The 26,999-nt window shown below is 70.4% G+C and carries 29 protein-coding genes; 16 read left to right on the top strand and 13 right to left on the bottom strand.

What is annotated here, in order from left to right; genetic code table 11:
* Nucleotides 1-10: 10 nt before the first annotated feature.
* The 6 genes from ACIBTM_RS07705 to ACIBTM_RS07680 form a co-directional block, all read right to left on the bottom strand.
* Nucleotides 11-367: an Asp23/Gls24 family envelope stress response protein gene (locus ACIBTM_RS07705; protein WP_395875704.1), complete on the bottom strand. Its 357-nt coding sequence runs from the start codon at nt 365-367 to the stop codon at nt 11-13.
* Nucleotides 364-540, bottom strand: a complete 177-nt coding sequence (locus ACIBTM_RS07700; protein ID WP_005157087.1) for a hypothetical protein — start codon at nt 538-540, stop codon at nt 364-366. The genes ACIBTM_RS07705 and ACIBTM_RS07700 overlap by 4 nt, the downstream gene beginning before the upstream one ends.
* Nucleotides 540-989 carry an Asp23/Gls24 family envelope stress response protein gene (locus ACIBTM_RS07695; protein ID WP_037343835.1) on the bottom strand — a complete coding sequence of 150 codons (450 nt, stop codon included), beginning with the start codon at nt 987-989 and terminating at the stop codon, nt 540-542. The genes ACIBTM_RS07700 and ACIBTM_RS07695 overlap by 1 nt, the downstream gene beginning before the upstream one ends.
* Nucleotides 990-1,120: 131 nt before the next feature.
* Nucleotides 1,121-1,546, bottom strand: coding sequence for a hypothetical protein (locus ACIBTM_RS07690; protein WP_395875703.1), 426 nt, complete (start codon nt 1,544-1,546; stop codon nt 1,121-1,123).
* Nucleotides 1,546-2,103, bottom strand: coding sequence for an RNA polymerase sigma factor (locus tag ACIBTM_RS07685; protein WP_395875702.1), 558 nt, complete (start codon nt 2,101-2,103; stop codon nt 1,546-1,548). The genes ACIBTM_RS07690 and ACIBTM_RS07685 overlap by 1 nt, the downstream gene beginning before the upstream one ends.
* Nucleotides 2,100-2,846 carry a pyrimidine reductase family protein gene (locus tag ACIBTM_RS07680; protein ID WP_395875701.1) on the bottom strand — a complete coding sequence of 249 codons (747 nt, stop codon included), beginning with the start codon at nt 2,844-2,846 and terminating at the stop codon, nt 2,100-2,102. Before ACIBTM_RS07680 ends, ACIBTM_RS07685 begins: the two co-directional genes overlap by 4 nt.
* Nucleotides 2,847-2,944: 98 nt before the next feature.
* Between ACIBTM_RS07680 and zapE the strand changes: the two genes are divergently transcribed.
* On the top strand, nt 2,945-3,979 hold the full coding sequence (gene zapE, locus ACIBTM_RS07675; protein WP_395875700.1) for a cell division protein ZapE: 1,035 nt from the start codon (nt 2,945-2,947) through the stop codon (nt 3,977-3,979).
* Here the strand turns inward: zapE and ACIBTM_RS07670 are convergent.
* A complete protein-coding gene (locus tag ACIBTM_RS07670; protein WP_395875699.1) occupies nt 3,933-4,541 on the bottom strand; it encodes a phosphatase PAP2 family protein in 609 nt (202 codons plus the stop codon). The two genes, zapE and ACIBTM_RS07670, sit on opposite strands and share 47 nt — an antisense overlap.
* 70 nt (nt 4,542-4,611) lie before the next feature.
* On the opposite strand from ACIBTM_RS07670, the gene ACIBTM_RS07665 reads away from it, so the two are divergent.
* A complete protein-coding gene (locus ACIBTM_RS07665; protein WP_395875698.1) occupies nt 4,612-5,487 on the top strand; it encodes an FAD-dependent oxidoreductase in 876 nt (291 codons plus the stop codon).
* Between the two features lie 117 nt (nt 5,488-5,604).
* Here the strand turns inward: ACIBTM_RS07665 and ACIBTM_RS07660 are convergent, their stop codons facing one another.
* The gene (locus tag ACIBTM_RS07660) at nt 5,605-6,966 is read right to left on the bottom strand and encodes a DUF2252 domain-containing protein (RefSeq protein ID WP_395875697.1); all 1,362 of its coding nucleotides are present in this window, start codon (nt 6,964-6,966) and stop codon (nt 5,605-5,607) included.
* Nucleotides 6,967-6,997: 31 nt separating this feature from the next.
* Nucleotides 6,998-8,200 (bottom strand): ornithine--oxo-acid transaminase, encoded by a 1,203-nt coding sequence (gene rocD / locus ACIBTM_RS07655; RefSeq protein WP_395875696.1) that lies wholly within the window; start codon nt 8,198-8,200, stop codon nt 6,998-7,000.
* A 156-nt stretch (nt 8,201-8,356) separates the two neighbouring features.
* Between rocD and ACIBTM_RS07650 the strand changes: the two genes are divergently transcribed.
* From ACIBTM_RS07650 to ACIBTM_RS07640, 3 genes are read left to right on the top strand one after another with little or no spacing between them, the layout of a single operon-like run.
* Nucleotides 8,357-9,211 carry a PPK2 family polyphosphate kinase gene (locus tag ACIBTM_RS07650; protein ID WP_395875695.1) on the top strand — a complete coding sequence of 285 codons (855 nt, stop codon included), beginning with the start codon at nt 8,357-8,359 and terminating at the stop codon, nt 9,209-9,211.
* Nucleotides 9,212-9,231: 20 nt separating this feature from the next.
* Nucleotides 9,232-11,346 (top strand): prolyl oligopeptidase family serine peptidase, encoded by a 2,115-nt coding sequence (locus ACIBTM_RS07645; protein ID WP_395875694.1) that lies wholly within the window; start codon nt 9,232-9,234, stop codon nt 11,344-11,346.
* Nucleotides 11,343-12,296 (top strand): LLM class F420-dependent oxidoreductase, encoded by a 954-nt coding sequence (locus ACIBTM_RS07640; RefSeq protein ID WP_395875693.1) that lies wholly within the window; start codon nt 11,343-11,345, stop codon nt 12,294-12,296. The genes ACIBTM_RS07645 and ACIBTM_RS07640 overlap by 4 nt, the downstream gene beginning before the upstream one ends.
* Before the next feature lie 82 nt (nt 12,297-12,378).
* On the opposite strand, the gene ACIBTM_RS07635 is transcribed toward ACIBTM_RS07640, so the two are convergent.
* A complete protein-coding gene (locus ACIBTM_RS07635) occupies nt 12,379-13,455 on the bottom strand; it encodes an NAD(P)/FAD-dependent oxidoreductase (protein ID WP_395875692.1) in 1,077 nt (358 codons plus the stop codon).
* Between the two features lie 86 nt (nt 13,456-13,541).
* Here ACIBTM_RS07635 and ACIBTM_RS07630 point away from each other — a divergent pair, with 86 nt between their 5' ends.
* Entirely contained in the window at nt 13,542-13,967 is a 426-nt protein-coding gene (locus ACIBTM_RS07630) for a MarR family winged helix-turn-helix transcriptional regulator (RefSeq protein ID WP_395875691.1), read from the top strand.
* Nucleotide 13,968: 1 nt separating this feature from the next.
* Here ACIBTM_RS07630 and crcB (ACIBTM_RS07625) read toward each other — a convergent pair whose 3' ends face one another.
* The 3 genes from crcB (ACIBTM_RS07625) to crcB (ACIBTM_RS07615) are packed head-to-tail and all read right to left on the bottom strand — an operon-like array spanning nt 13,969 to nt 15,118.
* The gene (crcB, locus tag ACIBTM_RS07625) at nt 13,969-14,343 is read right to left on the bottom strand and encodes a fluoride efflux transporter CrcB (RefSeq protein ID WP_395875690.1); all 375 of its coding nucleotides are present in this window, start codon (nt 14,341-14,343) and stop codon (nt 13,969-13,971) included.
* Entirely contained in the window at nt 14,340-14,681 is a 342-nt protein-coding gene (locus tag ACIBTM_RS07620) for a DUF190 domain-containing protein (protein WP_395875689.1), read from the bottom strand. Before ACIBTM_RS07620 ends, crcB (ACIBTM_RS07625) begins: the two co-directional genes overlap by 4 nt.
* The gene (gene crcB / locus ACIBTM_RS07615; RefSeq protein ID WP_395875688.1) at nt 14,678-15,118 is read right to left on the bottom strand and encodes a fluoride efflux transporter CrcB; all 441 of its coding nucleotides are present in this window, start codon (nt 15,116-15,118) and stop codon (nt 14,678-14,680) included. The genes ACIBTM_RS07620 and crcB (ACIBTM_RS07615) overlap by 4 nt, the downstream gene beginning before the upstream one ends.
* A gap of 172 nt (nt 15,119-15,290) precedes the next feature.
* Here crcB (ACIBTM_RS07615) and ACIBTM_RS07610 point away from each other — a divergent pair, with 172 nt between their 5' ends.
* The 10 genes from ACIBTM_RS07610 (at nt 15,291) to ACIBTM_RS07565 (ending at nt 26,812) form a co-directional block, all read left to right on the top strand.
* Entirely contained in the window at nt 15,291-15,422 is a 132-nt protein-coding gene (locus tag ACIBTM_RS07610) for a hypothetical protein (RefSeq protein ID WP_005157133.1), read from the top strand.
* Complete coding sequence (locus tag ACIBTM_RS07605) at nt 15,423-16,604, top strand: cupin domain-containing protein (RefSeq protein WP_395875687.1); 1,182 nt, start codon at nt 15,423-15,425, stop codon at nt 16,602-16,604.
* An 85-nt stretch (nt 16,605-16,689) separates the two neighbouring features.
* Entirely contained in the window at nt 16,690-17,652 is a 963-nt protein-coding gene (locus ACIBTM_RS07600; protein WP_395875686.1) for a sucrase ferredoxin, read from the top strand.
* Between the two features lie 67 nt (nt 17,653-17,719).
* Nucleotides 17,720-19,627, top strand: coding sequence for an intein-containing Rv2578c family radical SAM protein (locus tag ACIBTM_RS07595; RefSeq protein ID WP_395875685.1), 1,908 nt, complete (start codon nt 17,720-17,722; stop codon nt 19,625-19,627).
* Nucleotides 19,628-19,788: 161 nt separating this feature from the next.
* Nucleotides 19,789-20,364 carry an organomercurial lyase gene (gene merB, locus ACIBTM_RS07590; protein ID WP_395875684.1) on the top strand — a complete coding sequence of 192 codons (576 nt, stop codon included), beginning with the start codon at nt 19,789-19,791 and terminating at the stop codon, nt 20,362-20,364.
* A 131-nt stretch (nt 20,365-20,495) separates the two neighbouring features.
* Nucleotides 20,496-22,268 carry an aspartate--tRNA ligase gene (aspS, locus tag ACIBTM_RS07585; protein WP_395875683.1) on the top strand — a complete coding sequence of 591 codons (1,773 nt, stop codon included), beginning with the start codon at nt 20,496-20,498 and terminating at the stop codon, nt 22,266-22,268.
* Complete coding sequence (locus ACIBTM_RS07580) at nt 22,268-23,209, top strand: DUF389 domain-containing protein (RefSeq protein ID WP_395875682.1); 942 nt, start codon at nt 22,268-22,270, stop codon at nt 23,207-23,209. Before aspS ends, ACIBTM_RS07580 begins: the two co-directional genes overlap by 1 nt.
* Before the next feature lie 80 nt (nt 23,210-23,289).
* A complete protein-coding gene (locus ACIBTM_RS07575) occupies nt 23,290-24,477 on the top strand; it encodes a phosphotransferase (RefSeq protein WP_395875681.1) in 1,188 nt (395 codons plus the stop codon).
* Nucleotides 24,478-24,552: 75 nt separating this feature from the next.
* The gene (locus ACIBTM_RS07570) at nt 24,553-25,401 is read left to right on the top strand and encodes an SGNH/GDSL hydrolase family protein (protein WP_395875680.1); all 849 of its coding nucleotides are present in this window, start codon (nt 24,553-24,555) and stop codon (nt 25,399-25,401) included.
* A 43-nt stretch (nt 25,402-25,444) separates the two neighbouring features.
* Nucleotides 25,445-26,812 carry a replication-associated recombination protein A gene (locus tag ACIBTM_RS07565; protein WP_360133976.1) on the top strand — a complete coding sequence of 456 codons (1,368 nt, stop codon included), beginning with the start codon at nt 25,445-25,447 and terminating at the stop codon, nt 26,810-26,812.
* Nucleotides 26,813-26,999 lie beyond the last annotated feature (187 nt).

Here is a 26,999-nt window from a genome sequence, read left to right as displayed (position 1 = left end):
GGTGCTCCTTCTAGCGGACGCGGGGCGCGATGTCGGGCAGGAGCGCGGAGACCGTCACCGAGACGTCCCGGACCTGGTACGAGGTGATCCGCTCGACCTCCTCGGTGACCCTGGCGCGCAGATCGCCGACGATCCGCCGCACCGGCGCCGGGTAGTTCAGTGCCACGTCGAGCACGAGATCGACGTCGTTGCCCTCACCACCGACCTTCGCGCTCGCACCGTGGGTGCCCAGCCCGAGCCCGGCGATCCGCCGCTCGGCGCGCGTGGTCCCGTCGACCTGGTCGGCGGCGTGCTGCGCGATCTTGCGGACCACGGACGGCGCGATGGTGAGGGTGCCGCGGTCCTCCGGTTCGGCCGGGAGGGTCATTTGTCGCGGCCCCGGCCGAACAGGTCGCCGAGGTCGAGTTCGCCGTCGAGCACGCGGCCGAGGACGAGGCCGATGACGCCGACGGCCAGCGTCACCAGGAACGCGGTGAAGCCCTGGGTCGCGGCGAGGCCGAGGATGAGGCCGGCGAGCAGGCCGGTCTGGGTCCCGTTCATCACTCGACCCGCGAGGTCTCGGTCTCGCCGCCGTTCTCGTCGGGCAGGTGGATGTCGTTGACCGCGATGTTGACCTCGATCACCTCGAGGCCGGTGATCTGCTCGACCTGGCCGATCACGTTGCGGCGCACCGCACGCGCGACGTCGACGATGCGGGCGCCGTACTCGACGACCACGTCGAGGTCGATCGCGGCCTGCTTCTCGCCGACCTCGACCGAGACACCGGAGGTGGTGACGGTGCCGGAGCCGGGGATGCGTTCGCGGATCGCGCCGAAGGCCCGCGAAACGCCGCCGCCCAGCGCGTGGATCCCGGTCACCTCGCGGGTGGCGAGCCCCGCCACCTTCTGCACCACCACCGACGAGATCGTGGTCTTGCCGGCGGCTCCTTCCTCGTTGAGGGACGACCCCGCCACAGGGGTGTCGGGCTTGCTCGCGCTCGGCTGCGCCATGAAGTTCGCTCCTTCTCGGCCGGTGCCGCGCGACCTGCGCGCGCGGCGATCCCTACGCTCTCACCGACCACGACACACGCGCATGCCGAGTCGTCACGCGATGTCCCCCGGATGGGGTAATCAGCGCGGGTTCAGTCCGGGTGGACGTCGACGACGTGGACGTTGATCGTGGGCGGGGCCGACCCGAGCTGGCCGGTCAGCGCCGCGCTGACCCGGTGCCGCAACAGCTCCGCGACGGCCGCCTCGACGCCGAACCGGATCGTCACCAGCACCTGGAGCACGTCCTCTTCGAGCGCGACGGCCGAGACGTGGACCCCGCCGAGCTCGCGGCCGATCTCGGCGGCGAGGCTCCTGGTCATCATCACCAGCGCCCGTTCCGACACCTGGGTCTTACCGCCCGACGACGGCAGATCGAGCGGGGCGGTGGTGTGCCCGCCGCGGACGCCACTGACCGAGCGGAGCACCCGTTCGACGAGTCCCGGCGGCGTCGGCACCGGACGGCTCGCGGCGGCACGTACCTGCTGCCACCGGGGGTCGTCGCGCGGATCCTCGCTCATCACCGTTCCCCGGGTCGGAAGTTGTCACCGAGTTTCGCCAGCAGCGCCACCCGCGCGCGGTGCAGGCGGGCGCGCAGAGCGGGCACGCTGACTTCCAGCACCTCGGCCACCTCGTCGTAGGTCAACCCTTCGAATTCTCGCAGAATCAGCGGGATCCGCTGGCCGACGTCGAGTTCGGCGATCGCGCGCAGTACCGTGCCGACCTGTTCGGCGCTCACCACGTACCCCTCCGGACCAGGCACGACACCCGCGTCGCCCTCGTCGAGCGGAACCGTCGGTTTCCGCCGCCGGACCGCGCCGAGCGCGCCGTTCGTCGTCACCCGGTAGAGCCAGGTCGACACCGCGGATTCGAACCGGAAGCCGGGCAGCGCGCGCCACGCGGAGAGCCAGGCCTCCTGGACGACGTCCTCGGCTTCCGACGAGCTGCCGGTGATCCGCAGCGCCACCCGGTACATCCTGGCCGTGTGCCGCCGGACCAGGATGTCGAAGGCACCGTGGTCCCCGGCGGCGGCCCGGGCCGCCAGTTCCTCGTCCGGAACCGGCGTGGCCTCTCTCACCCGCCCTCCCGGCGGCGATAACGCAACATGGTGAAGCCGTCTTCGAAGAGCACGGACGCGAGGTCCATCCGCCGTGGCTCCGGGGACGGGCGGCCGTCCGCGATCCGGCGCTCGCCCGCGCCCGCCAGCAGCGGGGCGACGGTCAGGCACAGCTGGTCGACGAGGTCGGCCGCGATCAGATCGGCGAACAGCGCCGGCCCGCCCTCGCAGTCGATCCGGCGCAGCCCGCGTTCGTCCAGCAGCGCGAGCGCGCGGTGCAGGTCGACGTCTTCGGTTCCGGCGACGAGCACCGCGGCGCCCGCGCGTTCCAGCGCGGCCCAGGGCGCCTTTTCGGTGGTGATGACGATCGGCGGGACCTTGGTGTCGGTGAACAGCGGGCCTTCGGGGTCGAGGTCACCGGAACGGGTCACCACCGCGATCGGCGGGACCTCGGACAGCCCGAGCGAGACGCGGCGGGCGGCGCGTTCGGGAGTGATCCGCGCGCCGCGGTAACCCTCGGCGCGCGCCGTGCCCGCGCCGACCAGGATCACGTCGGAAAGCAGCCGCCCCATCAGGAAGATCCGCTTGTCGGCGGGGGAGGAGAGCCCCTCGGACAGCTCGTCGACCGCCACCGCGCCGTCGGCGGAGCTGACGAAGTTGACCTGGACCCAGGGACGGGTCAGGCCTCCGGGATACCCGTAGAGCCGTTCGAGGTCCGCGTCGGAGACGGGTTCCGCCGGTGTCGTTGGCCACAAAAGCTGCACACCGCCATCCCAGCACGCGCCCGACGGCACCGCTGAGCGGGGGATACGCCCGGTCAGGGAGAGTGAACCCGCGACGACGGTGCCGTTACCCTCGGCGAATGCCCGCCCGCCTGATCGATCGCCGTCCGGAGCTGTCCGCCGACGAGCTGATCACCGCGCTCGTCCCGCCGCCGAGGTTCGACGCGGTCCGGTTCTCCACCTACGTGCCCAACCCGGACGAGCCGAGCCAGGCCCAGGCCGTCGTCGACTGCGGGGCGTTCGCGAAGCGCGTGGCGGAGTCTTCGAACCGGAAGCCGAAGTCGAAGCTGCGCGCGCTGTTCGGCGGCGGGGACGAGGCGCCGTCCGGGCCGATGGGTCTCTACCTCGACGGTGGTTTCGGCGTCGGCAAGACGCACCTGCTCGCCTCGACGTGGCACGAGACGCCGTCGCCCAAGGCGTACGGGACGTTCGTAGAGCTGACCCACCTCGTCGGCGCGCTGGGTTTCGCCGAGGCGGTGCGGCGGCTGTCGGAACACCGGTTCCTGGCGATCGACGAGTTCGAACTCGACGACCCCGGCGACACCATGCTCGTCACGCGGCTGCTGCAGGAACTGATCTCGGCCGGGGTCTTCGTCGCGGCGACCTCCAACACGCTGCCGGACAAACTCGGCGAGGGCCGGTTCGCCGCCGCGGACTTCCTGCGCGAGATCCAGTCGTTGTCCGCCCGGTTCGGCGTGTGCCGTGTGGACGGCCCGGACTACCGCCACCGCGGCCTGCCGGACGCGCCGCCGCCCGCGAGCCCCGAGGAGCTGGAAGCCTCCGCCGCCACACATCCCGAGTCCACTGTGGACGATTTCGACGCGCTGTGCGACCACCTCGGCAAGCTCCACCCTTCGCGCTACGGGAGGCTTCTCGACGGGGTGACCCGGGTGCATCTGCGCGACATCCATCCGGTGCCCGACCAGAACGTCGGACTGCGGCTGGTCGCCTTCGCCGACCGGCTCTACGACCGCGCGATCCCGCTGGTGGTCTCGGGCGAGCCGGTGCCCGAGCTGTTCACCGAAGAGATGGTGAACGGCGGCTACCGCAAGAAGTACCTGCGCGCCGTCAGCCGTCTGACGGCACTGGCGCGCGACGCCGTGCAGCCCAGGTGAGCAGCACCCACGTGGCGCATACGGTCGCGACGGCGAACAGCGTGCCGCCCACGACGTCGGTCAGGTAGTGGTAGCCGAGGCCGATCATGCCGATCGTCACGCCGCAGAGCACCACCGCGCCCACCGTCGCGATGACCGCCGTCGCGACACCGGGGCGGGCGAGCAGGATGAGCACGGTCAGCACCGCGACCAGCGCGACGGTGTGCCCGCTGGGATAGGCGAGGTAGGTGTACTTCCAGCGGTCGAAGAGCGGTTTGAGCACCCAGGTGTTCGAGAGGATCGCGACGAGCGGGCCCACGAGCATCAGCGCCGCTTCGAGCCTGCGCCCGCCGATGAGGCACAGGACGGCGGTGAGGACCGCGACCGGGATCAGGACGTAGGCCTCGGTCGGCAGCACCAGTAGCCGCAGCAGGTCGGTGTCGGGGCCGAAAGCGCGCTCCACCCAGCTCACGGCGAGTTCGTCCGGACCCGAGAGACCTTCGCCGGAGACCAGCACCCCGAGCACGACCATGATCACGGCGCACGTCACCGCGACCAGCCCGTACGGCGCCTTTCCGCTCATCCGGCGAGATTACGTGACGGGCGATCAGTCACCATGCAGGGACGGCTCGCGAGGACGAAGGGGGCTTTCGATGCGGATCAGTGTGGTCGGCGGCGGGGTGATCGGGCTGAGCTGCGCGCACCGGCTGGCGAGGGCCGGGCACGACGTCACGGTGCTCACCGACGCCGGACCGGGGGAGACGACGTCGGCGGTCGCGGGTGGCGTGCTGTTCCCGCCGCTGGCGGCGAACTCCGACCGGGTCGACCGCTGGACCACGACGAGTGTCGCGGAATACCGCACCCTCGGTGCTCCCGGGGTGCGCATGCTCCGGGGAACGTACGTCGTCCCCCGCGAGGCGCCGCCGCCGTCGTGGGCGCTGTCCATGCCCGGCCTCGACCACGAACCCGGACGGCTCACCTTCACCACCGCGCTGGTCGACACTCCGGTGTACCTCGACTGGCTCGCCGGGGAGGTCGCCGCACTGGGCGTGCGCACCGAATACCGCACCGTGTCGCGCCTGGATGACCTCGACGCGGACCTCGTGGTGAACGCCGCCGGGCTCGGCGGGGGACGGCTGGCGGGGGACGGCACCGTGGTGCCGGTCGGCGGCCAGGTCGTCCACCTCGCCGATCCGGGGCTGACCGAATGGATCGTCGACGGGTCGACGCCGGTGTTGCGGCACGTGATCCCGCACGGCCGCCATGTCGTCTGCGGCGGAACGCAGGAGCCCGGCCGCGATTCGGTCGAGCCGGACCCCGGCGTGACCGCGGATATCGTGCGCCGGTGCCGCGAACTCGTGCCCGCGCTGGCCGACGCGCCCGTGCTGGGCGCGAAGGTCGGCTTGCGGCCGTTCCGGCCCGAGGTGCGGCTGGAGCGGGACGGGCGGGTCGTGCACTGCTACGGGCACGGGGGTGCGGGGATCACGCTGGCTTGGGGCTGCGCCGACGACGTCCTGGCCCTGGTGTGAGGTCCCTGCGCGTGCAATGAACGGTCCTTTCCTTGCAAATTTCGCAAGGAAAGGACCGTTCCTAGCACGCCGGAGGGGGCTGACCGGCCGCATTCAGAGGACTAAACGCGGCAGAGGTCAGAGGGCGCCGAAGGCCTCGAAGTCCGCTTCGGTCTGATCCGCGTACCGCACGGCGTAGGCCCCGATGGCCTCATCGAGGTCTTCGTCGTCCTCGAAGTACCCCGCCAGCATCCGCGGATGCAGCGACCGCGCGTGCGCCCGCGCCAGCAACGCGCCTGCCAGGCGACCGTAGTCGTCGAGGTGGTCCTTCTTCAGCTCCGCCGGGTCGATGTCGCCCTTGAGATTCCGGAACTGCCGCACGATGTACGGGACCCCGTCGATGGTCGTCCAGCCGAGCAGGATGTCCGATTCGGCCTGCACGAGCCGCGCGCCCTCGACGATCCGGCGGCCCTCGTGCTCCGGAGCGGGCAGACCGAGGAACGGCGCGAGCGCCGACGGGTTGGCTTGTTTCACCTGCAGCACCAGGTCTTCACCGGAGTTCCCGTGCAGCAGCGCGACGTAGCTGCGCAGCCCGACACTGCCGGTGCCGACCACCCGGAAGGCCACATCGGACACCCGGTACCGGGAGATCAGCGTCCGCCGCGACTCGCGCAGCGTGTCCACATAGGACACCAGTCCGGTCACGACGGCTTCGGCGGTCGCGTCGTCGACGTGCGTGAGCACCGGCGGGTCTTCGACGAACCGGTGCCGTTCGAGGCCGGTCTCGTGGTCGTCGATCCGCCGGGTCCATTTCGCGGTGACCTTGGCACTGGTGTTCTTCCGTGCCTTCTCGGCCGCTTCCTCGAAGTCGTCGATCAGGTCGTGCGCCTTGACCTTGTTCAGCACCGACGCGTCCGGCAGCGCGTTCCACGACCGCAGGAACGGCACCTCCGCCAGCCCCCGGATGGTGCGCCGATACGACTTCACCGCGTCCTCGGCGGCTTCACGGCAGCCCGGCTCGCCGATGCCGCCCTCGCGGCCGGCGAGCACGAGACTCGCGGCGAGCCGTTTGAGATCCCACTCCCACGGACCCGGCACCGATTCGTCGAAGTCGTTGATGTCCATGACGATCTGACCTTCGGGCGTGCCGTACAGCCCGAAGTTCGCGGCGTGCGCGTCCCCGCAGAGCTGCGCCGTCAGCCCGGACACCGGCGAGCCGGCCAGATCGGCGGCCATCAGCCCGGCGGCCCCGCGGTAGAAGGTGAACGGCGACGCGAGCATGCGCTCGCGCCGCAGTTCCACCAGCTCCGGCAGGCGGCCTTCGTTGCTTCGCGCGAAGAACTCCGCCACACTCGGCCGTCCTTCGCCCGCCGCCGCGTGATCGTGCGCGGACGTCGGCGCCTCGGCCCGCAGCGCCTTACCCCTGGCGGTCCAGTCCTCCGGCGACACCGTCTCGGTGCCGACCAGCGGCCGCTCCACCCACTCCCGCTCTTCTCCCATGGACAGGCAACGTACAACCCGTCCGAAAGGTTCACCCGCCCTTGACGACCTCCGTGATGGCGTCGATACCGCGGTCGAGCTCCTCGCGGCTGATCACCAGCGGCGGCGCGATCCGCAGCGTGTGGTCGTGCGTCTCCTTGCACAGCACGCCGCGTTCGGCGAGCGCCGTCGACGCCTCACGGCCGGTCGGCCCGCCGGGCGCGATGTCGATCCCCGCCCAGAGCCCGCGCCCGCGGACCTCGGCGAGCCCGTCGCCGACCAGTTCGCCGAGCCGCGAGTGCAGGTGGGCGCCCAGTTCCCGCGATCGCTCCTGGAACTCTCCGGTCTTCAGCAGGCCGACCACGGCGCGGCCGATCGCGCACGCGACCGGGTTCCCGCCGAAGGTGGAGCCGTGCTCACCCGGCCGCAGTACGCCGAGCACGTCCTTGCTCCCGACGACGGCCGAGACCGGCATGATGCCACCGCCGAGCGCCTTGCCCAGCGTGTAGACGTCGGCGCGGACGCCTTCGTGATCGAGCGCGAGGACGGTGCCGGTGCGGGCGAGACCGGACTGGATCTCGTCGGCGATCAGCAGGACGTTGTGCTCGTCGCACAGCCGCCGCGCCTCGGCGAAGTAGCCGGTGGGCGGCACGATGACGCCCGCCTCGCCCTGCACCGGCTCCAGCAGGATCGCGGCGGTGCGCTCGGTGATGGCGTCGCGGAGCGCTTCGGCGTCGCCGTACTTGACCGTGACGAAGCCCGGAGTGAACGGGCCGAAGTCGGCGCGCGCGGTCTCGTCGGTGGAGAAGGACACGATGGTCGTCGTGCGGCCGTGGAAGTTGGAGCCCGCGACGACGATCTCCGCGGTCCCGTCGGGGACGCCCTTGACCCGGTACGCCCACTTCCGGGCGATCTTCACCGCGGATTCGACGGCTTCGGCGCCGGAGTTCATCGGCAGGGTCATCTCGGTACCGGTCAGCTCGGCGAGCTCCTTGCAGAACAACCCGAGCTGGTCGTGGTGGAAGGCGCGCGAGGTCAGCGTCACCCGGCCGAACTGCTCGACCGCGGCGGCGATGAGCCCGGGGTGGCGGTGCCCGAAGTTCAGCGCCGAGTAACCGGAGAGGAAGTCGAGGTAGGTCTTGCCCTCGACGTCGGTGACCGAGGCGCCTTCGGCGGTGGCGATCACCACGGGCAGGGGGTGGTAGTTGTGCGTGCTCCACTGCTCGTCGAGCGCGATGAAGTCGGCGGTCGTCATGCGTTCAGGTTAGATGCCCATCCGGCAGCTTTCATCCGGGAAACGTTGCTTTGACCCGTTGTTCGTTGCGTATCGACTCCATCGAGTGGCGAAATCGTGCAGCGGCGTCGTCGATCACCGGAGGCGCGCGGCCCGGACCGCGGTTATCGTCGCCGGATGGCGAAAAAGGACACCGTCTCCGTCCGGGACACGCTGAGGATCGGCAAAAGCGGCGAGCGGCACCATCCGGGTTCGTTCCCGATCGGGCCGGACAAGAAGCCCAAGGGGCTCAAAGACCTCGCCGACGCCGGCGGCAGGCTCGCCGGGCTGCAGGAGGCGTTGTACGCGGAGGGCGTCGGCGGCGGGAACCGGAGCCTCCTGCTGGTCCTGCAGGGGATGGACACGTCCGGCAAGGGCGGCACCGTGGGTCACGTCCTCGGCCTCGTCAACCCGATGGGCGTGCGGTACGCCGGGTTCAAGAAGCCGACCGCGGCCGAGCGGCGTCACCACTACCTGTGGCGGATCCGCAAACAGCTGCCCGAGCCGGGGCAGGTCGGCGTCTTCGACCGTTCGCATTACGAGGACATCCTGGTGCCGCGTGTCCAGAAGCTGGTGCCCGCGGCGGAGTGGCGCAAGCGCTACGCCGAGATCAACGCGTTCGAGAAGGAGCTGACCGAGGCGGGCACGACCATCGTGAAGGTCTTCCTCGACATCTCGCCGGAGGAGCAGCTGAAGCGGCTCAAGGCGAGGCTGGAGACCCCGGCGAAGTGGTGGAAGTACAACCCCGCCGACCTCGACGCGCGGGCCCAGTGGGACGACTACCAGAAGGCCTACGCCGACATCTTCGCCAAGACCTCCACGGCGGCCGCGCCCTGGTACGCCGTCCCGGCCGATCGCAAGTGGTACCGCAACTGGCTGGTCGCGCGGCTGCTGATCGAGACGATCGAGGAGATGGACCCGAAGTTCCCGCCCGCCGACTTCGATCCCGAAACGGAGCTGAAGAAGCTGGAAGGCGTTGGCGTCTCCGGTTGATCGTCTGAGAGAGTGCGGTCGTGACCGACATCAGCCTCGAAGATCTCCCGTTCCTCCGCCGCCAGGCCCGCACGCAGCGCTTCACCCTCGGCGCGCCCAAAGAGTTCAAGGTCGCCCCGGACGGCTCCCGCATCCTGTTCCTGCGGACCGAGTCCGGGACGGACCCGCGGCACAGCCTGTGGTCGTTCGACGTCGCGTCGGGCGAGGAGACGAAGCTGGTCGACGCCGCCGAGTTGCTGCCCGGTGAAGAGGACCTGCCGCCGGAGGAGCGCGCCCGCCGCGAGCGCAGCCGGGAGACCGGTGGCGGCGTGGTCGGCTACGCGGTCGACGACGCCTTCACCGTCGCCGCGTTCTCGCTCTCGGGCAAGCTCCACACCCTCGACCTGAGCACCGGCGAGGTGGCGGTGCTGGTCGACGGCTCGGTCGTCGACCCGCGCCCCAGCCCGGACGGCACGCACGTCGCCTACGTCCGCGACCGGCGCCTGCGGGTGATCGACCGGGCGACCGGCGAGGACCGCCTACTCATCGACGAGGCAGGTGACGACATCGCCTGGGGGCTCGCGGAGTTCATCGCGGCGGAGGAGATGGGCCGCACCCGAGGCTACTGGTGGTCGCCGGACGGGAAGAGCCTGCTCGTCGAGCGGTCCGACCGGGCCGCCGTACCGCGCTGGACGATCGCCGACCCGGCCAATCCGCAGTCGGCGGCCAATGTCGTCGCGTATCCGGCGGCGGGCACCACGAACGCGGACGTGACGCTGGCGATCCTCGGCCTCGACGGCACTCGCGTCGACGTCGCGAAGACCGACTGGGAGTACCTGGCCGCGGTGCACTGGTCCGCCGCGGGCAAGCCGCTGCTGTCCGTGCAGTCGCGTGATCAGCGAAAGCTGGAGATCCAGGCGGTCGACCCGGCGACCGGTTCGGTCGAGGTGCTGCACACCGAGACCGACGAGCGCTGGGTCGAGCTCGCCGCGGGTGTCCCGGCATGGACCTCCGACGGCCGTCTGGTGCGCGAGAGCGCCGCCGACGGTGACCACCGGCTGGTCGTCGACGGCGTGGCCGTCACCCCGCCGGGGCTGCAGGTGCGCTCGGTCCTGCACGTCGGCGACGAGGTGCTGTTCAGCGCGTCGGAGGCCGACCCGACACAGATCCACGTCTTCCGCACCGAGGGCGGGGAACTCCGTCGTCTGTCCACTGAGGACGGTGTGCACGTCGGCTCCGGGAACGCCGCGCTGGCCGTGCTCTCGTCGTGGAGCCTGGAGCGCAGCGGCCCGGTGGTGACCGTGGTGTCCGGCGAGAAGACGGTGGCGCGTATCGGTTCCTTCACCGTCGACCCCGACGTCGTGCCGAACCTGACCTGGCTGACGCTGGGGGAGCGGGGCCTGCGTGCCGCGCTGGTGCTGCCGACCGGGTACGAGGAGAGCGAAGGCAAGCTCCCGGTGCTGCTCGACCCGTACGGCGGTCCGCACGCCCAGCGTGTCCTGCAGACCCGCAACGCGTTCCTGACCCCGCAGTGGCTGGCGGACCAGGGTTTCGCGGTGCTGGTCGCCGACGGGCGTGGGACACCCGGCCGGGGTTCGGCCTGGGAGAAGGAGATCGCGGGCAAACTCGCCGACGTGACCCTCGCCGACCAGGTGGATGCCCTGCACGCGGCGGCCGCGCTCCATCCGGAACTGGATCTGGAACGGGTCGCGATCCGCGGCTGGTCCTACGGCGGTTACCTGTCCGCGCTGGCCGTGCTGCGACGCCCCGACGTCTTCCACGCCGCTGTCGCGGGTGCCCCGGTGACCGACTGGTCGCTGTACGACACGCATTACACCGAGCGCTACCTCGGGCTGCCGCAGGAAGAAACGGCTTCGTACGAGCACAACTCGCTGATCGCCGGTGCCGGCGACCTCTCGCGGGCGCTGCTGATCGTGCACGGACTGGCCGACGACAACGTTTTCGTCGCCCACTCGTTGCGCCTGTCGTCGGCCTTGCTGGCCAAGGGACGCGCGCACGTGTTCCTGCCGCTGGCCGGCGCGACGCATATGACGCCGCAAGCCGAAGAGGTCGCGGAGAACCTGATGCGCACGCAGGTGGACTGGATCGTGCGTGAGCTGTCCGGTGCCGCGGTCAAGAGCGAGGAGAACGCATGAAACGGTGGGGCATCACCATTCCGCTGACCGGGGTGCCGCTCGCGGCGCACGAGGAGATGGTGCGGGAACTGCCGGATCTCGGCTACACCGACGCGTGGTCGGCCGAGACGGCGGGCCACGACGCCTTCACCCCGCTGGTGCTGGCTTCGCAGTGGGCGCCGCGGCTGAGGCTGGGCACCGCGATCGTGCCGGTGTACACGCGCGGGCCCGGGCTGCTGGCGATGAGCGCGGCGACCGTCGCGGAACTGGCGCCTGGCCGGTTCGTGCTCGGCATCGGCGCGTCGTCGCCGGTGATCGTGAAGAACTGGAACGCCGCCGAGTTCGAGGCGCCGTTCGCGCGCTCGCGTGACACCCTGCGTTTCCTGCGTTCGGCGCTGGCGGGGGAGAAGGTCACCGAGGAGTACGAGTCGTTCTCCGTCAGCAAGTTCCGGCTGGAGCGGCCCGCCGACCCGCCGCCGTCGATCATGCTCGCCGCGCTGCGGCCGGGGATGCTGCGGCTGGCCGCGAAGGAGGCCGACGGCGCCATCACCAACTGGCTCGCCGCCTCCGACGTGCCGAAGGTCCGTGCGGAAATCGGGCCGGACGTCGAACTGGCCGCGCGGATCTTCGTCTGCCCCACCGAAGACAAGAACGCCGCGCGCGGGCTCGGGCGGATGCTCATCTCGAGCTACCTCACCGTGCCGGTGTACGCCGCGTTCCACGAATGGCTCGGCCGGGGCGACGCGCTCGCGCCGATGCACGAGGCGTGGGCGGCGGGCGACCGGCAGAAGGCGAACCAGGTCATCCCGGACGAGGTCGTCGACGACCTGATCGTCCACGGCAGCCTCGATTCCTGCCGCGAGCAGGTGCAGTCCTATGTGGACAACGGGCTGACGACGCCGATCATCGCGCTGCTGCCGACGGGTGAGGACCCCTTCGCGCACGTGCGGGGCCTCGCTCCGCGGTCCTGACCGGCCCACCGGATGCAATGAACGGTCCTTTCCTTGCAAATTTTGCAAGGAAAGGACCGTTCCTAGCGTGCGCGGGGGCGGCTCAGGCGGTCTTGAAGAGCTCGTCGTACCGCGACGCCATCATGTGCGACCCCTTGATCTCCGAAGTCGTCGCCGCGTCCAGGACGCCGGCCTCCTCGGCGTAGGTCGCGCCCCCGGAAGGCCCGAGGGGCAACGAGATCATCGGCCCGCCCGGGGTGTGGACGCGCAGCTCGCCGCCTTCGATCAGCGCCCGGATGTTGGCGACGACGACCTCCGCGTGGTCACCGGCCACCTTCGCGAGCTTCCCCTCCGGCAGCGCGGTGATGTCGCCGAGCGCGAACACGCGGGGCTGCCCAGGAAGACGGAGTTCGGGCGTCACCTCGATCTGCCCGTTCGCCCGCCGCGCGGTGGCCAGTTCGCCGTCGAGGTACGCGGTGTGCGGCGCGCCGCCGTAGCACTGGAACCACAGGTCGGCGGTCACCTCGCCGCCGCCGGTGAGCCCCGAGGTGAACGTCTTGGCCTGGCCGGGCTCCGAGACCGGGGCCTCGGTCAGTGAAGTGCCGAGCAGGAGTTCGACGCCCAGGTCGTCGAGCTGGCGGCGGATCTCCGCGCGGAACTCGTCCGGGAAGCCGGCCAGGATCTCCTTCGCCGGGTCGACGATCGTCACGGCCTTCTCCGGCCACACCGCCTTGATCTCGCCCGCCAGTTCGAGGCCGACCGGCCCCGCGCCGAGCAGCAGCACCTTCTCCGCTCCCGCGAGTTCCTCCCGGGTGGCGCGGATCTTCGCCTTCGCCGACGCGCTGTCGTGGAAATCGATCTTCGCCGGGAACGGGTACGCCGAACCGGTCGCCAGTACGACGTAGTCCGGCGCGAGCCGCTCGCCCGACGCGAGCGTGACGCCGCTCTGGTCGACGCTCACCGCGCGGTCGCGCAGCACCCGTCCCCGCTCGAGAAGCCCGGAGTACGGGTAGAAGAGCCGATCCGTCCACTCGGGATCGACGAGCCCCCGCAACGCGGCGACGTGGTGGACGAAATCCTCGCGCGGCTCGACGAGCACGACGTCGGTGAACGAGTCCAGCTCCTTGGCGACGGTCGTGCCGCCGTATCCCCCGCCGATGACGGCCACGGTCGTGGTCATGAGATCCCCTAGTTCGTAGTGCGTAATGTTGGTACTGCGAACTACAGTAGTTCGTACTCCGAACGATCGTCAAGTAGACTGCGGTCATGACCACGGCCGAAGACCTCGGATTCGCGACGGCGCTGGTGCGGCTTTCGCATCTCGTGCAGCGGGCTTTCATCGACGTCGGCCGGTCTTACGACCTCACGCCGCAGCAGGCGCAGTTGCTCTGCGTGCTGGCTCAGGGGGAGACGGGCGTCGGGATGACCGACCTCGGCAAGATGCTGAACCTTGAGAAGTCCAGCGTCACCGGCCTGGTGGACCGCGTGCAGCGGCGCGCGCTCGTGGAGCGGGTCGCGGATTCCTGCGATCGCCGCGCGCTGAAGATCACGCTGACGGAGGAGGGGCTCCGGCTCGCGAACGCCGCCCACGAAGGCGTCGTCGAGAAGCTGGAGGAGATGGCGGCCGACCTCCCGGCCGAACAGCGCGACGCGATCGCGGCGGCCGTGTGGCGGATGGCGCCCGAAGAGTGAGTCAGTGCCAGACGGCGGCGGCCAGCAGCAGGCCCGCGGCCGCCGCGGCCAGCCCGGCGAAGACCGTCACGCAGACGTTGACGACGGCGTAGAGCCGCGCCTTCTCGGTGAACAGGCGCAGGGTTTCGTACCCGAACGTCGAGAACGTCGTGAGCCCGCCGCACAAACCGACGGCCAGCAGCGCGCGGACGGCGTCCGGCTGACCGCCGTGCAGTGCCCAGCCGGTGAGCACGCCGAGGATCGCCGAGCCGACGACGTTCACCGTGAGCGTGCCCCAGGGGAACGCGGAGCTCCGCCAGGCCCCCACGCGCCTGTCGGTCAGGTAGCGCAGGATCGCGCCGAGGCCGCCGCCGACCGCGACGAACAGGACGGTCATCGTGCCGTCCGGCCCGCGTAGCGGATGACCTCGACCTCATCGAGGGTCACCAGGCCCTCGCCGATCAGCTCGTCGAGCTGGGGCAGGAACGCCCGGATCCGCGCCTCCTCGTCGACGATCACGATCACCACCGGCAGGTCTTCGGACAAGGAGAGCAACCGGGTCGTGTGGATCAGTGAACTCGCGCCGTACCCCTCGATCCCGCGGAAGACCGACGCGCCGGCGAGCCCGGCGTCGTGCGCCCGCCGCACGATCTCGTGGTACAGCGGCTTGTGGTGCCAGACGTCGTCCTCGCCCACGTGGACCGACAGCCGTAGCGCGCGCCCGGAGAGCCTCATGGTTTCGCTCCAGTCCGGTTCAGCCAGGCCCGGGTCGCTTCCCCGCCGATCAGGACCGCGACCAGGGCGGTGACCACGCTACCCGCCGCGTACGACAATCCGGTGAACGGATGCCCGGTGGTCACAAGATCGAGTGTCTCGGTCGTATAGGTCGAAAACGTGGTGTAACCGCCCAGGATCCCCACCCCGAGGAAGGGGCGCAGCAGCCGATGCGGACTCGTGGCGCCGGTGATGACCGCCATCAGGACGCCGATCAGCAGACAGCCGGAAACGTTGGTGGCAAAGGTGGAAAGCGGGAATTCTCCAGCGGTGCGGGGGATCGCGGCCGAGAGGCCGTAGCGGGCGAGGCTGCCCAGCGCGCCACCGGCGCCGATGACCGCCAGGACGTCCCAGCGCGTCGCCGGACGACGCTTCGGAACGGATGCCGGATCAGCCATGAATGCCAGCTTAGAACCGCTGTCCGGGTGAACCGGCGCCGCGGTGTCGAAGATCGCTCACAAGGCCGTTTTTCCCTGCTGGACAGTGAATTTTCACGAAACGTGTCGTAGGCTTGGCTGCGCTCCAGGCCGATTTTCGGTCCGTCCGCTCGTCCGAGAAAAAGGTGGCAGGATGGCACAGGAACAGTCAGGTACGCAGGCTCCCGACAGCGGTTTGCTGCTGGAGGTCGAGAAGATCCCGACCGCGGTCGACCGCGGGAAGGCCAACGGCGCGGCCGCCGACAACGACGGCAACGACGGCTGAGTGCCCGAAACGCCGACGCTGGCTGACCTCGTGGCTCCGCTCGGGGTCAGCCAGTTCTTCCAAGACGTCCAGGGCGAGACCTACCGCCGTTTCGAAGGCCGCGCGGGCCGCTTCGCCGACCTGCTGCCGTGGCCGGCGCTGAACGCGATCCTCCGGCAGCATCGGCTGGAGTTCCCGCGGTTGCGCCTGGCGCTCGACGGCACTCCGGTGCCCATGGAGAGCTACACCGATCTCGTCCCCACCCGCCGCAGTGGCACCGTCCCCCGTCTGCAGGCCGCTCCGTTCACCGAGCACCTGCGCGGCGGCGCGACGATGGTGCTCGACGCCATCCAGGAACTCAGCGACCCGATCGGCGATCTCGCCAGGAGCCTCGAACACGACCTCCGGGAGAGCGTCCAGGTCAACCTGTACGCCGGCTGGGGCGTGACCCACGGTTTCGACGTGCACTGGGACGACCACGACGCGTTCATCATCCAGGTCGCCGGCCGCAAACGCTGGCGGATGCACGGCCCGACCAGGCAGGCGCCGCTGCATCGCGACGTCGAGCAGCCCGAGCGGCCCGGGGAACCGATCGACGACTTCGTCCTCGAAGACGGCGACGTCCTCTACGTCCCGCGCGGGCACTGGCACGACGTCACCGCGGTGGGGGAGATGTCGCTGCATCTCACGCTCGGCTTCAGTCCGGCGACGGGGATCGACCTCGTCGCGTGGCTCGCCGACAAGCTGCGGGCGAGCACCGCCTTCCGGCAGGACCTCCCGAGGTTCGGGACGGCGGAGGAGCGCGCGGCCCGCGCCGCGGCCTTGCGCGCGGAACTGGAAGCCGCGCTGACCACCGACGTCGTCGACCGGTTCCTCGCCGAACGCGACTCGGCGGCCCCGGCGCATCCGCGGGTCGGCCTGCCTTGGGCGGCGACCCCCGGCCTGCTGCCGGACGGCGACGAGACCGAGGTCCGGTTCCTCGTCCCGAGGGCGGTGCTCGAAGAAGGTGACGGCCGGGTGACCCTGCTCGCGGACGGGAAGCGGTTCGTCTTCGCGGGCGCCGCGACCCCGCTGCTGAAGGCACTGCTCGACGGCTCGCCGCAGGCGGTCAAGCGACTCGCCGAGCTGTCCGAACTCGATCGGGGGACGGTGCGGGCGTTCCTCGGCGAGCTCGCCACGCAGGGACTTCTCTCGATCGGCTGAAAGTCACAGAAGGCGAGAAGTGTGAAGGGAGGCCGGACGGGGTAAGCTAAGGCATGCCTAAGGTGAAGTCCGGAGGGGTCAGCCGATGACCGCTCAGCTCTCGGACACCCCAGCGCCGGACAGCCCGGCGTCGCCCGCCGCGCTGCCGGGCTGTGCCACCGTCGCGCGCATGCTGGGGGCGAGCCCCGCCGGCACCGCGGCGGACATGCGGTGCTGGCTGCTCATCGAGCAGCCGGGCCCCTGGCCCGCGGACGCGCTGGAGAACGTCCTCGACGAGGCCTTCCCCGCCGAGCGCCGTGAGCTGCTCGAGAACTTGAGACGGTCGCACGGGCTCCGGCCGCTGCTGATCCGCCGTCCCGGCAAACATCAGCGGGACCCGGATCGCCCCCGTTCCGTGTACGTCGGCGGGGGAGAACCGGGCAATCGCTGGCTGGAACGCCTCGAGATCCACGACCTGGGCGAACTGGCCGCGCTGGACCTCGAAGCCGTCGCCGAAGGCACCGGTGGGCTCGGCACCCGCGTGGAGGGGCCGCTGTTCCTGGTCTGCACCCACGGCACCAAGGACATGTGCTGCGCGGTGCTCGGCCGCCCGCTGGCCTCGGCGCTCAACACCAACCATCCCGGCCGGTCCTGGGAGGTCAGCCACGTCGGCGGCGATCGCTGGGCGGGCAACCTGCTGGTGGTCCCCGACGGTTTCCTGCACGGCCAGCTCAACCCGGCCGAGGCGGCGCTGGTCGCCAAGGCCGCGCTGCGCGGCCAGGTCGAGCCGGAGCGGCTTCGCGGCCGGACGTCCGCCCGGACGGCGTGGGCGCAGTTCGCGGAGATCGCGCTCCGGCGGCGGCTGGACCTGCCCGGTTTGGACGACGTGCTCGCCGTTCAGGAGGAACCGCTGCTCGAATCCGACGCGCGGGTCGTCACCGTGCGCGGCGGCGAGGACTTCTACTCGGTGACGGTGCGCCGGCGTTCGGTGGCGCCGCGCGGAGAGAGCCGGTGCGCCGGGCTGATCCAGCCCGCCGGGTACCTGGCGGAGGAGATCACGAAGCTCTAGCCGCGAAGATCACCCTCGTTCGAACATACGTTTGACACCCGTCTAGAACGTGTGTTCGACTGGCCGGGTGCGATGGGATCAACAGCGGGCGGACGGCGGCGAGCCGGTACTGCCCGGATTGGACGGGTTGCTGCGCTCGGTGCGCACACCGGAGTTCGACGGCGTCACCTTCCACGAGGTGCACGCCAAATCCGTGCTGAACAAGGTGCCCGACGGCTCGGGTGTCCCGTTCGGATGGACGGTGAACCCGTATCGCGGTTGCTCGCACGCGTGTACGTACTGTCTCGAAGGCGGGACGCCGGTCCTGATGGCCGACGGCCGGACGAAGCCGCTGGCGGAGCTTGCACCCGGCGACGCGATCTACGGGACGCGCGGGCGCGGCGCGGGGCGCCGCCTGGTGCCGACGAAGGTCCTCGCGCACTGGTCGACACTGAAACCGGCATACCGGCTGTCCCTCGACGACGGCACGTCCATCGTGGCCAGTGGCGATCACCGGTTCCTGACCGGTCGCGGCTGGAAACACGTCACCGGCACCCGGTTCGGCGCGGCGCAGCGGCCGCATCTGGTCGGCGGCACCGAACTCGTCGGCGTCGGGAGGCTCGCGCGCACCCCGGACGACACCATCGGCTATCGCGCCGGATACCTGTGCGGGATGTTGCGCTCCGGCGGGTTCTCGGCCGAGAAGGACGCGGCGGACCGCGCGCTGGGATACCTGCCGGATTTCGGTGCGTCGGTCGGCTTCGTGCAGGTGCCGCCATCGCCGGATTCCCATTGGCTGCGCGGTTTCCTGGCCGGGCTGTTCGACCTCGCCGGGAGCTACCGGCACGGCGCGTTGCGCGTCACCCATGACGAAAAGGACATCGTCTCGACCTTCTGTTCCGCTCTGGGTAACTTCGGCTTCCGTTACGTCATAACCGAAAACGCCAAGTTCCGTCCGCTGTGGACGGTGCAGATCCTCGGCGGGCCTCCGGAGGAGGTGCGGTTCTTCCATCTCGCCGATCCCGCCGTCGGCTGGAAACGGTCGCTCGACGGCCTCCCCATCGGCCGGACGAGGCGGAAGGTCACGTCCATCGAGCCGCTGGGCATCGAGCTGCCGTTGTTCGACATCACCACCGGCACCGGCGACTTCATCGCCGACGGCATGGTCTCGCACAACTGTTTCGCCAGGAACACCCACACGTACCTGGACTTCGACGCCGGCCGCGATTTCGACACGCAGGTGATCGTGAAGGTCAACGCGCCCGAGGTGCTGGCCGCGCAGCTGCGGCGGCCGAGCTGGACACGCGAGCACGTCGCGATGGGTACGAACACCGACCCCTACCAACGCGCCGAAGGCCGCTACAAGCTGATGCCGCGCATCATCACCGCGCTGGCCGATTCGGGCACGCCGCTGTCGATCCTGACCAAGGGAACCGTGCTGGCGAGGGATCTCCCGTTGCTGGAATCGGTGTCGAAGGACGTGCCGGCCGGGCTGGCGATCTCGCTCGCGCTGCTGGACGAGGAGCTGCAACGCCGTCTCGAGCCGGGGACTCCCGGCCCGCGCGCGAGGCTCGACCTGATCCGCAAGGCACGCGACGCCGGGCTGCCGTGCTCGGTGCTGGTCGCCCCCGTGCTCCCTTACCTGACCGACTCGGTGGCCGCGCTCGACGCCCTGTTCTCGCGGCTGGCCGAGGCCGGTGCCACCCGGGTCACCGTCCTTCCGTTGCATCTGCGGCCCGGTGCGCGGGAATGGTTCGCGCGCTGGCTCGGCCGGGAACATCCGGAGCTGGTGCCGAAATACCGCGAGCTGTACTCGCGCGGCGCCTATCTGCCGAAGTCCTATAGGGAGCGGCTCGGCGCCCGGGTCGGCCCGTTGCTGCGCCGTCACGGCTTCGGTTCCCGTGCGGACGACGGGGAACGGATGCAGGTGACGATGCCCGTGCAGCGTTCCGGGGAGGCGGTGACGCCGCCCGCCGAGCAGCTCAAACTGCTGTAGCCGCCACTTTCGCCTCACATGGCCGAAAGTGCGCCGTCCCGTTGCCTGCCGTGCAATGTGAATTTTCTTACCGCACAACGGATTCGGCCGTTCGGCGCAGTGGCTTGGCGGAAAACCTTTTCGTGCCTAATCTCAAGGGGACAAAGGCGAGGAGGTGCCTGTTGACCACCCGTACGGATCGCACCGCCGCTGTCCGCATCGCCTGGGCCGCGACCAAGCTGACCAGAGCGGGCAGACACCCCATCGCCATCGGAAGACTCGCCGCCACGGTCGGCATGGACCCGGCCGAAGCCCACCGTTTGATGGACCTGATGGGCTTCGTCATCCGCGACGGCCTGGTCGTGATGGATCGCGGCTCGCGCCCGGCCGAGCGGCCGGGTTCCGACCGGTACCGGGTCGACCTGTTCCTCCTGGCCGTCGCCACCGGTGAACCCGTGCACGCGGACGCGGTCTGCCCGGCGACCGGAGCACGCGTCCGCGTCCATTTCACCCGCGACCGGGTGTTGAGCGTCGACCCGCCGCACGCCGTGGTCGCCGCGTCACGGCTGTCCGGGATCGACCTCGCGCTCGGTCAGGACTACGTCGAGGCGCTGGTCTGCACGGAGTTCTTCGCGTCGCGGGAGGCGGCCTCCGGCTGGCTGCTGGAGAACATCGACGGCCGGATCCTGTCCGTGCCCGACTATCTGGCGCATACGCGGCGGATGGTCGCCGCGCTGGAAGCCTGGCCGACGATCTGACGAAACCCGGGGGTTTGCACCTGGTCGCGAGGCATCCAGGGCTATTCGTTAGCCTTTGACGTCGGCGCAGAGCAGTCGAACCGCGGCGCCGTCGAATCGCAGAATCGTGATGCCGAAGGAGAGCACCCGCAGTGCTTCGCACCCACAAAGCCGGCACCTTGCGTGCCGAGCACGCCGGTCAGACGGTCACCCTCACCGGATGGGTGGCCCGGCGGCGCGATCACGGCGGCGTCATCTTCATCGATCTGCGCGACGCCAGCGGCGTGAGCCAGGTCGTCTTCCGCGAGGGCGAGATGGCCGAGCGCGCCCACCAGCTGCGCTCCGAGTACTGCGTCCGCATCGTCGGCGAGGTCTCGAAGCGGCCCGAGGGCAACGCCAACGCCGAGATCCCCACCGGCGAGATCGAGGTGCTGGTCACCGAGCTCGAGGTGCTGTCCGAGGCCGCCGTGCTGCCGTTCCCGATCGACGACCGGGTCGACGTCGGCGAAGAGGTGCGCCTCAAGCACCGCTACCTCGACCTGCGCCGCAGTGGCCCCGCGGCCGCGATGCGCCTGCGAAGCGAGGTCAACCGCGCCGCCCGCGAGGTGCTGCACGCCCAGGAGTTCGTCGAGGTCGAGACCCCGACCATGACCCGCTCCACCCCCGAGGGCGCCCGTGACTTCGTGGTCCCGGCCCGCCTCAAGCCCGGCTCCTGGTACGCGCTCCCGCAGTCGCCGCAGCTGTTCAAGCAGCTGCTGATGGTCGGCGGCCTCGAGCGGTACTACCAGATCGCGCGCTGCTACCGGGACGAGGACTTCCGCGCCGACCGGCAGCCGGAGTTCACCCAGCTCGACATCGAGATGAGCTTCGTCGAGCAGGACGACGTCATCGCGCTCGGCGAGGACATCGTCACCGCGCTGTGGAAGCTGATCGGCGCCGAGATCCCCCGGCCGTTCCAGCGCATCACCTACGCCGAGGCGATGGAGAAGTACGGTTCGGACAAGCCGGACCTGCGCTTCGACCTCGAACTGACCGACATGACGGCGTTCTTCGCCGACACCCCGTTCCGCGTGTTCCAGGCGCCGTACGTCGGGGCCGTCGTGATGGCGGGCGGGGCCGACCAGCCGCGCCGCACCCTCGACGCCTGGCAGGACTTCGCCAAGCAGCGCGGGCACCGCGGGCTCGCCTACATCCTGGTCAACGAGGACGGCACGCTCGGCGGGCCGGTCGCGAAGAACCTGTCGGAGAAGGAGCGCGAGACGGTCGCCGAAGCCGTCGGCGCCAAGCCCGGCGACTGTGTCTTCTTCGCCGCCGGTAAGCCCGCCGACGCGCGTGCGCTGCTGGGCGCCACCCGGCTCGAGATCGGCAGCCGTCTCGGCCTGATCGACGAGAACGCCTGGTCGTTCGTCTGGGTCGTCGACTTCCCGATGTTCATCTCGGCCGAGGAGTCCGACGACGTCGCCGTCGGCGGCGGCAAGTGGAAGGCACTGCACCACGCCTTCACCTCGCCGACCCCGGAGTGGATCGGCAAACTCGCCGACGACCCCGGCAACGCGCTGGCCTACGCCTACGACATCGTCTGCAACGGCAACGAGATCGGCGGCGGCTCGATCCGTATCCACCAGCAGGAGCTGCAGAAGCAGGTCTTCGAGCTGATGGGCCTGTCCGAGGAGGAGGCGCAGGAGAAGTTCGGCTTCCTCCTCGACGCCTTCGCCTTCGGCCCGCCGCCGCACGGCGGTATCGCGTTCGGCTGGGACCGGATCGTCATGCTGCTGGCCAAGGCCGAGTCGCTGCGTGACGTGATCGCGTTCCCGAAGACCGGCGGCGGGTTCGACCCGCTGACCGCCGCTCCCGCCCCGATCACGGCGGAGCAGCGCAAAGAGGCGGGCATCGACGCCAAGCCCGCGCCGTCCGTCAAGAACTGATGCTCCATCTCAGGGCCGTGTGCCCGCCGGACCGGACCGACGAAGCGATCCGGATCCTGCGGGCACACGCCGGGACCGCGCACCTCGTCGTGCATCACGGGGTGGCGGTCGCGCCCGAGGGCGACCTGATCGAGGCGGACATCGCCCGCGAGGCGACCGACGAGATCGTCGAGTCGCTGTGCGCCCTCGACCTCGACCACACCGGCGGCATCACGTTGGAAGCGCTGGACACCGCGGTGTCCGACGCCGCCGACAAGGCCGAGGAAGCCGCGCCGGGCGAAGGCGCGGACGCCGTGGTGTGGCAGGAACTCGTCGGCCGCTCCGGCGAGGAATCCCGGCTCACCTGGACATTTCAGGCATTCCTGACCATCGCGTGCCTGCTGGCGGCGGTCGGGGTGGTCACCAACTCGGCGGTCACCATCGTCGGCGCGATGGTCGTGGGGCCGGAATTCGGTCCGCTGGCGGCCATCGCGGTCGGGCTGGTGCTACGCCGGGGAGATCTCGTGAAGCAGGGCGCCGTCGCGTTGCTGGGCGGCTTCCCGATCGCCATGGTGATCACGCTCGGCGTGGTGCTGCTGGGCAACGTCACCGGGGTGCTCGAGGTCAGCAAGCTCGCGGACAACCACGAAGTGGATTTCGTTTACAAGGTGGGAGTCGCGTCGCTGATCGTCGCGCTCCTCGCCGGTGCGGCGGGCATGCTTTCCATGACTTCGGCCAAATCCGCCGCGCTCGTGGGTGTCTTCATCTCGGTGACGACGGTTCCCGCGGCGGGTTACGCGGTGGTCGCGGCGGTTGCCGGTCAATGGGACCGGTGTCTCTATTCGGCCGGTCAGCTGCTGGTCAATCTCATCGGAATCGTTGCAGCTGCGGCCATTGTGCTGACATTGCGGCGTCGTGGGCAACGATCGAGGGTGACGGAACGTCCGCTTTCACGCGGATGAGTCCGCCGATCGCGCCAGTGCGCGTGGTTGCCCGGATCTCAGTGGTCATGGTTGCTCAGTCACGAGTAGGGTCGGTGGTAATGACAGTCGATACCTCCTCTGCCGACGATTCGACCGTCGGAGCTGGAGCCGAAACCCTCGCCGTGGCGGCCGCGGTCGCCGCCGGCGAGTCGGTCCTTTCGCGCAGATTCGGCAGCGCGATCACCCTCGTCGCCCCTGAGGACCTCGCGGGCAGCGGCCCGGCCACGGTCGTACGGGCGCGGGTGGCGTCGTCGCCGTTCGCGCTGCCGCGCACCCTGGTCATCAAGCACTACCCCGATCCACCCGAACCGGGACGACCCGATCCGTTCGCGCAGGAGGCGGTCAGCTACCAGCTGTTCACCGCGCTCGCGCCGGAGGACCGGATGTGCCCGGAGCTGCTGGCCCACGACGGCCGGGACCGTGTCCTGGTGATCGAGGACCTCGGCGGCGTCCCGACGCTGCACGACAAACTCCACGCCCGTGACGCCCGCGGTGCCGAACGCGCGTTGCTGTCCTGGGCCCGGTCGCTGGGCAGGCTCCACGCGACCACGGCGAGCCGCGAGCCCGATTTCAACGCGCTGCTGCGCCGTCTCGGCGGTCCGGTCAAGAACGAGGACGCGCCGCTGCCGGCGGTCTGTGCGCAACTGCCGGGGCTGCTGGAGGAACTGCTCGAAGTCGAGACGCCGGAGCCGGTGCAACAGCGTGTCATGGAGGTCGCCGGGCGAGCGGGCGCGCCGTCGTACCGCGCGTTCAGCCCCGTCGATCTCAGCCCGGACAACAACCTCGTGACTAGCGGCGGAGTGCGGTTCCTCGACTTCGAACGCGGCCGGGTGCGCAGCACCCTGATGGACGTGGCGTACCTGCGGCTCCCGTTCGCGTCGAGCGCGGACGCGCTGGCCCTGCCGCCGGGGATGAGCGAGGCGATGATCGCGGCCTGGCGGTCCGAGGTCGTCTCGGTCTGGCCGGGGCTCGCGGACGAGGACGCGCTGGCCGAGCACCTGATGGACGGTCAGCTGCTCCTGCTGTGGGTGCTCACCTGGGAGATCCTCCCGGAACTGGAGCTGGACCGGCACGCCACGCCGATCAGCCGGGAGGCCGCGCTGGTCACCTGGTGGCGGGAGCTGGCCAAACACTCGCTGCGCGCCCGCCTGACGCATATCTCCGAGCACGCCACCAAGGTCGCCGCGGCCCTCGGTGCCAGGCTCGGGCCGCACGCCGATCTCGCGTTCTATCCGGCGTTCCGGTAGCCGCCGCACTGACTTTTCGCTCGACCGTCCTCGCCGCGTTACCCAGGCATCACCGCAGGTGAGTCTGCGTGGCCGATGGTGGCTACCGTGACCGTGATCAGTGTCGAAGTCACTCCGAGTCCCGAACCCCTCCTTCCTCCCGCGCCGGCCGCCCCGCGGTCCGCCCGCAGACTGGTCGTGCTCGGCGATTCCACGGCCGTGGGCCTCGGCGATCCGCTGCCGGACCGGGGCGGCTGGCGCGGGGTCGGCCCGCTCGTCGCCGACGCGCTCGGCGTCGAGCCGGACGGCTATCTGAACCCGTCGTTCACCGGAGCGCGCATGGGCTGCGTGCTGACGAAGCAGCTTCCGGAGGCCGTGGCGCACCGGCCGGACGTCGCGCTGGTGGTGGCGGGCATGAACGACACACTGCGCCCCGACTTCAGCGCCGAGAAGATCGCCGCGGACCTCACCGAGGTGATCCGTTCGCTGGCCGCCGTCGGCACCGTCGTGGTCCCGGTGCGCTACCACGACCACGGGAAGGTGTTCCGCCTCCCGCAGTCGCTGCGGCGCGCGTTGAGCCAGCGGGTTGCCGAGCTGAACGCCGCCATCGACGGGGTCGTCGAACGCGAGGGCGTGCCGTGTCTCGACCTCGAACTGCTGCCCGGCGCCTACGACCTCACCGCGTGGAGCGTCGACCGGCTGCACCCGTCGGAGCTCGGGCACCGGATGCTGGCGACCGGGTTCACCGAACGGCTCGCCGAGGCCGGGTTCGCGGTGCCGAAGCCGGTCAGCCTGACCTGCTCGGGAGGCGTGGAGCCGAGCGCGGCCGGGCACGTCGGCTGGCTGGTGCTCAAGGGCATCCCGTGGGTGTGGCGGCGGGGTCGCGAGTTCGTGCCGTACGCGGCCGTGATCATGTGGCATTCGTTCCGGGAGCGGCTGCGCTGACCTGTGCCCGGAACCGTCGGTGGGTACGGCTACCGTCGACACCGTGGCACAGGACGAACTCTTCACCGTGAACCCCGACCTCGGTCCGCCGCCGGAGCCGGCCGAGCCGAGGGAGGTCGCCGTACCGGCGGGCTCGCCGCTGGCGGTACGGATGCGGCCGCGGTCGCTCGACGAGGTCGTCGGCCAGCAGCACCTGCTGCGCGAGGGCGCGCCGCTGCGGCGGCTCGTCGAAGGCGCGGCCCCCGCTTCCGTGCTGCTCTACGGCCCGCCGGGCACCGGCAAGACCACGCTGGCGAACCTCGTCTCGGCCGCGACCGGCCGCCGGTTCGTGGCGATGTCGGCGCTGTCGGCCGGGGTGAAGGAGGTGCGCGGGGTCATCGAGGAAGCCCGCCGCCGCCGGAACTACAACGCCGAGAACACGGTGCTGTTCATCGACGAGGTCCACCGGTTCTCCAAGACCCAGCAGGACGCCCTGCTCGGCGCGGTGGAGGACCGGACGGTGCTGCTGGTGGCCGCCACCACGGAGAACCCGTCGTTCTCGGTCGTCTCGCCGCTGCTCTCGCGGTCGCTGGTGCTGCAGCTGCGGCCGCTGACCGACGCCGACATCGTCGCGCTGATCGAGCGCGCGCTGGCGGACGAACGCGGTCTCGGCGGCGAACTCACCCTGACCGAGGACGCGCGGGCACATCTGGTGCGGCTGGCTTCCGGCGACGCGCGGCGAGCGCTCACCGCACTGGAAGCGGCCGCCGACGCGGCGAGCGCGACCGAGGCCAAGACGATCGACCTCGCCATCGTCGAGTCCACAGTGGACAAGGCGGCGGTGCGCTACGACCGCGACGGCGACCAGCACTACGACGTCATCAGCGCGTTCATCAAATCGATCCGAGGGTCCGACGTCGACGCCGCGTTGCACTATCTGGCACGGATGATCGAGGCGGGGGAGGACCCGCGGTTCCTGGCCCGGCGCCTGGTCGTGCACGCGAGCGAGGACATCGGCATGGCCGACCCGACGGCACTGCAATCGGCCGTCGCGGCGGCGCACGCCGTGCAGTTCATCGGCATGCCGGAAGGCCGTCTCGCGCTGGCGCAGGCGACCGTGCACCTGGCGACGGCGCCGAAGTCGAACGCCGTCATCACCGGGATCGACGCCGCGCTGAGCGATGTCCGGTCCGGGCGGATCGGGACGGTGCCGCCGCATCTGCGCGACGGGCACTACGCGGGCGCGGAGAAACTCGGCAACGCGAAGGGCTACCGGTATCCGCACAACGTGCCGGAAGGTGTTCTGGCGCAACAGTATCCGCCGGACGAGCTGGTGGGGCGTGACTACTACGAGCCGACGCAGCGTGGGGCGGAGCGGACGTTGCACGAGCGGGTGCCGAAGCTGCGGCGGACCATCCGGGGGGAGCGTTAGTCCGCATTCGGGGCAAAGTCACTTCGGGGCTTTTGGGGCTAGATCTCGTGATCGGTCCGTTGGCGATGGACCGTGTGGATTTCGGGACGTTGGATGACCCGAAATCCACACAGTTGTGTGTGATCGGTCCGGTCACGCGGGGGCTTCGTGTTGGTTCCGCTCGGTCGAGCGCCGGTCTTCCGGTCGT

This window comes from Amycolatopsis sp. NPDC049868 (assembly GCF_044461365.1).
In the GTDB taxonomy this organism is placed as follows: Bacteria; Actinomycetota; Actinomycetes; order Mycobacteriales; family Pseudonocardiaceae; genus Amycolatopsis.
The sequence above is the reverse complement of the archived record's forward strand: the minus strand, read 5'-3'. Positions and strand labels throughout refer to the sequence as shown.

Coding starts and splice junctions, on each gene's coding strand:
- crcB (WP_395875690.1), bottom strand. CDS start 14,343: ATGACCGTCCTGTTCGTCGCGGTCGGCGGCGGCCTCGGCGCGATCCTG.
- zapE (WP_395875700.1), top strand. CDS start 2,945: ATGCCCGCCCGCCTGATCGATCGCCGTCCGGAGCTGTCCGCCGACGAG.
- ACIBTM_RS07660 (WP_395875697.1), bottom strand. CDS start 6,966: ATGGGAGAAGAGCGGGAGTGGGTGGAGCGGCCGCTGGTCGGCACCGAG.
- ACIBTM_RS07670 (WP_395875699.1), bottom strand. CDS start 4,541: ATGAGCGGAAAGGCGCCGTACGGGCTGGTCGCGGTGACGTGCGCCGTG.
- ACIBTM_RS07690 (WP_395875703.1), bottom strand. CDS start 1,546: ATGAGCGAGGATCCGCGCGACGACCCCCGGTGGCAGCAGGTACGTGCC.
- ACIBTM_RS07695 (WP_037343835.1), bottom strand. CDS start 989: ATGGCGCAGCCGAGCGCGAGCAAGCCCGACACCCCTGTGGCGGGGTCG.
- ACIBTM_RS07610 (WP_005157133.1), top strand. CDS start 15,291: ATGGCACAGGAACAGTCAGGTACGCAGGCTCCCGACAGCGGTTTGCTG.
- ACIBTM_RS07570 (WP_395875680.1), top strand. CDS start 24,553: ATGGTGGCTACCGTGACCGTGATCAGTGTCGAAGTCACTCCGAGTCCC.
- rocD (WP_395875696.1), bottom strand. CDS start 8,200: ATGACGACCGCCGACTTCATCGCGCTCGACGAGCAGTGGAGCACGCAC.
- ACIBTM_RS07600 (WP_395875686.1), top strand. CDS start 16,690: ATGACCGCTCAGCTCTCGGACACCCCAGCGCCGGACAGCCCGGCGTCG.
- ACIBTM_RS07575 (WP_395875681.1), top strand. CDS start 23,290: ATGACAGTCGATACCTCCTCTGCCGACGATTCGACCGTCGGAGCTGGA.
- ACIBTM_RS07635 (WP_395875692.1), bottom strand. CDS start 13,455: ATGACCACGACCGTGGCCGTCATCGGCGGGGGATACGGCGGCACGACC.
- ACIBTM_RS07620 (WP_395875689.1), bottom strand. CDS start 14,681: ATGAGGCTCTCCGGGCGCGCGCTACGGCTGTCGGTCCACGTGGGCGAG.
- ACIBTM_RS07640 (WP_395875693.1), top strand. CDS start 11,343: ATGAAACGGTGGGGCATCACCATTCCGCTGACCGGGGTGCCGCTCGCG.
- ACIBTM_RS07630 (WP_395875691.1), top strand. CDS start 13,542: ATGACCACGGCCGAAGACCTCGGATTCGCGACGGCGCTGGTGCGGCTT.
- ACIBTM_RS07705 (WP_395875704.1), bottom strand. CDS start 367: ATGACCCTCCCGGCCGAACCGGAGGACCGCGGCACCCTCACCATCGCG.
- ACIBTM_RS07650 (WP_395875695.1), top strand. CDS start 8,357: ATGGCGAAAAAGGACACCGTCTCCGTCCGGGACACGCTGAGGATCGGC.
- ACIBTM_RS07665 (WP_395875698.1), top strand. CDS start 4,612: ATGCGGATCAGTGTGGTCGGCGGCGGGGTGATCGGGCTGAGCTGCGCG.
- ACIBTM_RS07580 (WP_395875682.1), top strand. CDS start 22,268: ATGCTCCATCTCAGGGCCGTGTGCCCGCCGGACCGGACCGACGAAGCG.
- ACIBTM_RS07700 (WP_005157087.1), bottom strand. CDS start 540: ATGAACGGGACCCAGACCGGCCTGCTCGCCGGCCTCATCCTCGGCCTC.
- crcB (WP_395875688.1), bottom strand. CDS start 15,118: ATGGCTGATCCGGCATCCGTTCCGAAGCGTCGTCCGGCGACGCGCTGG.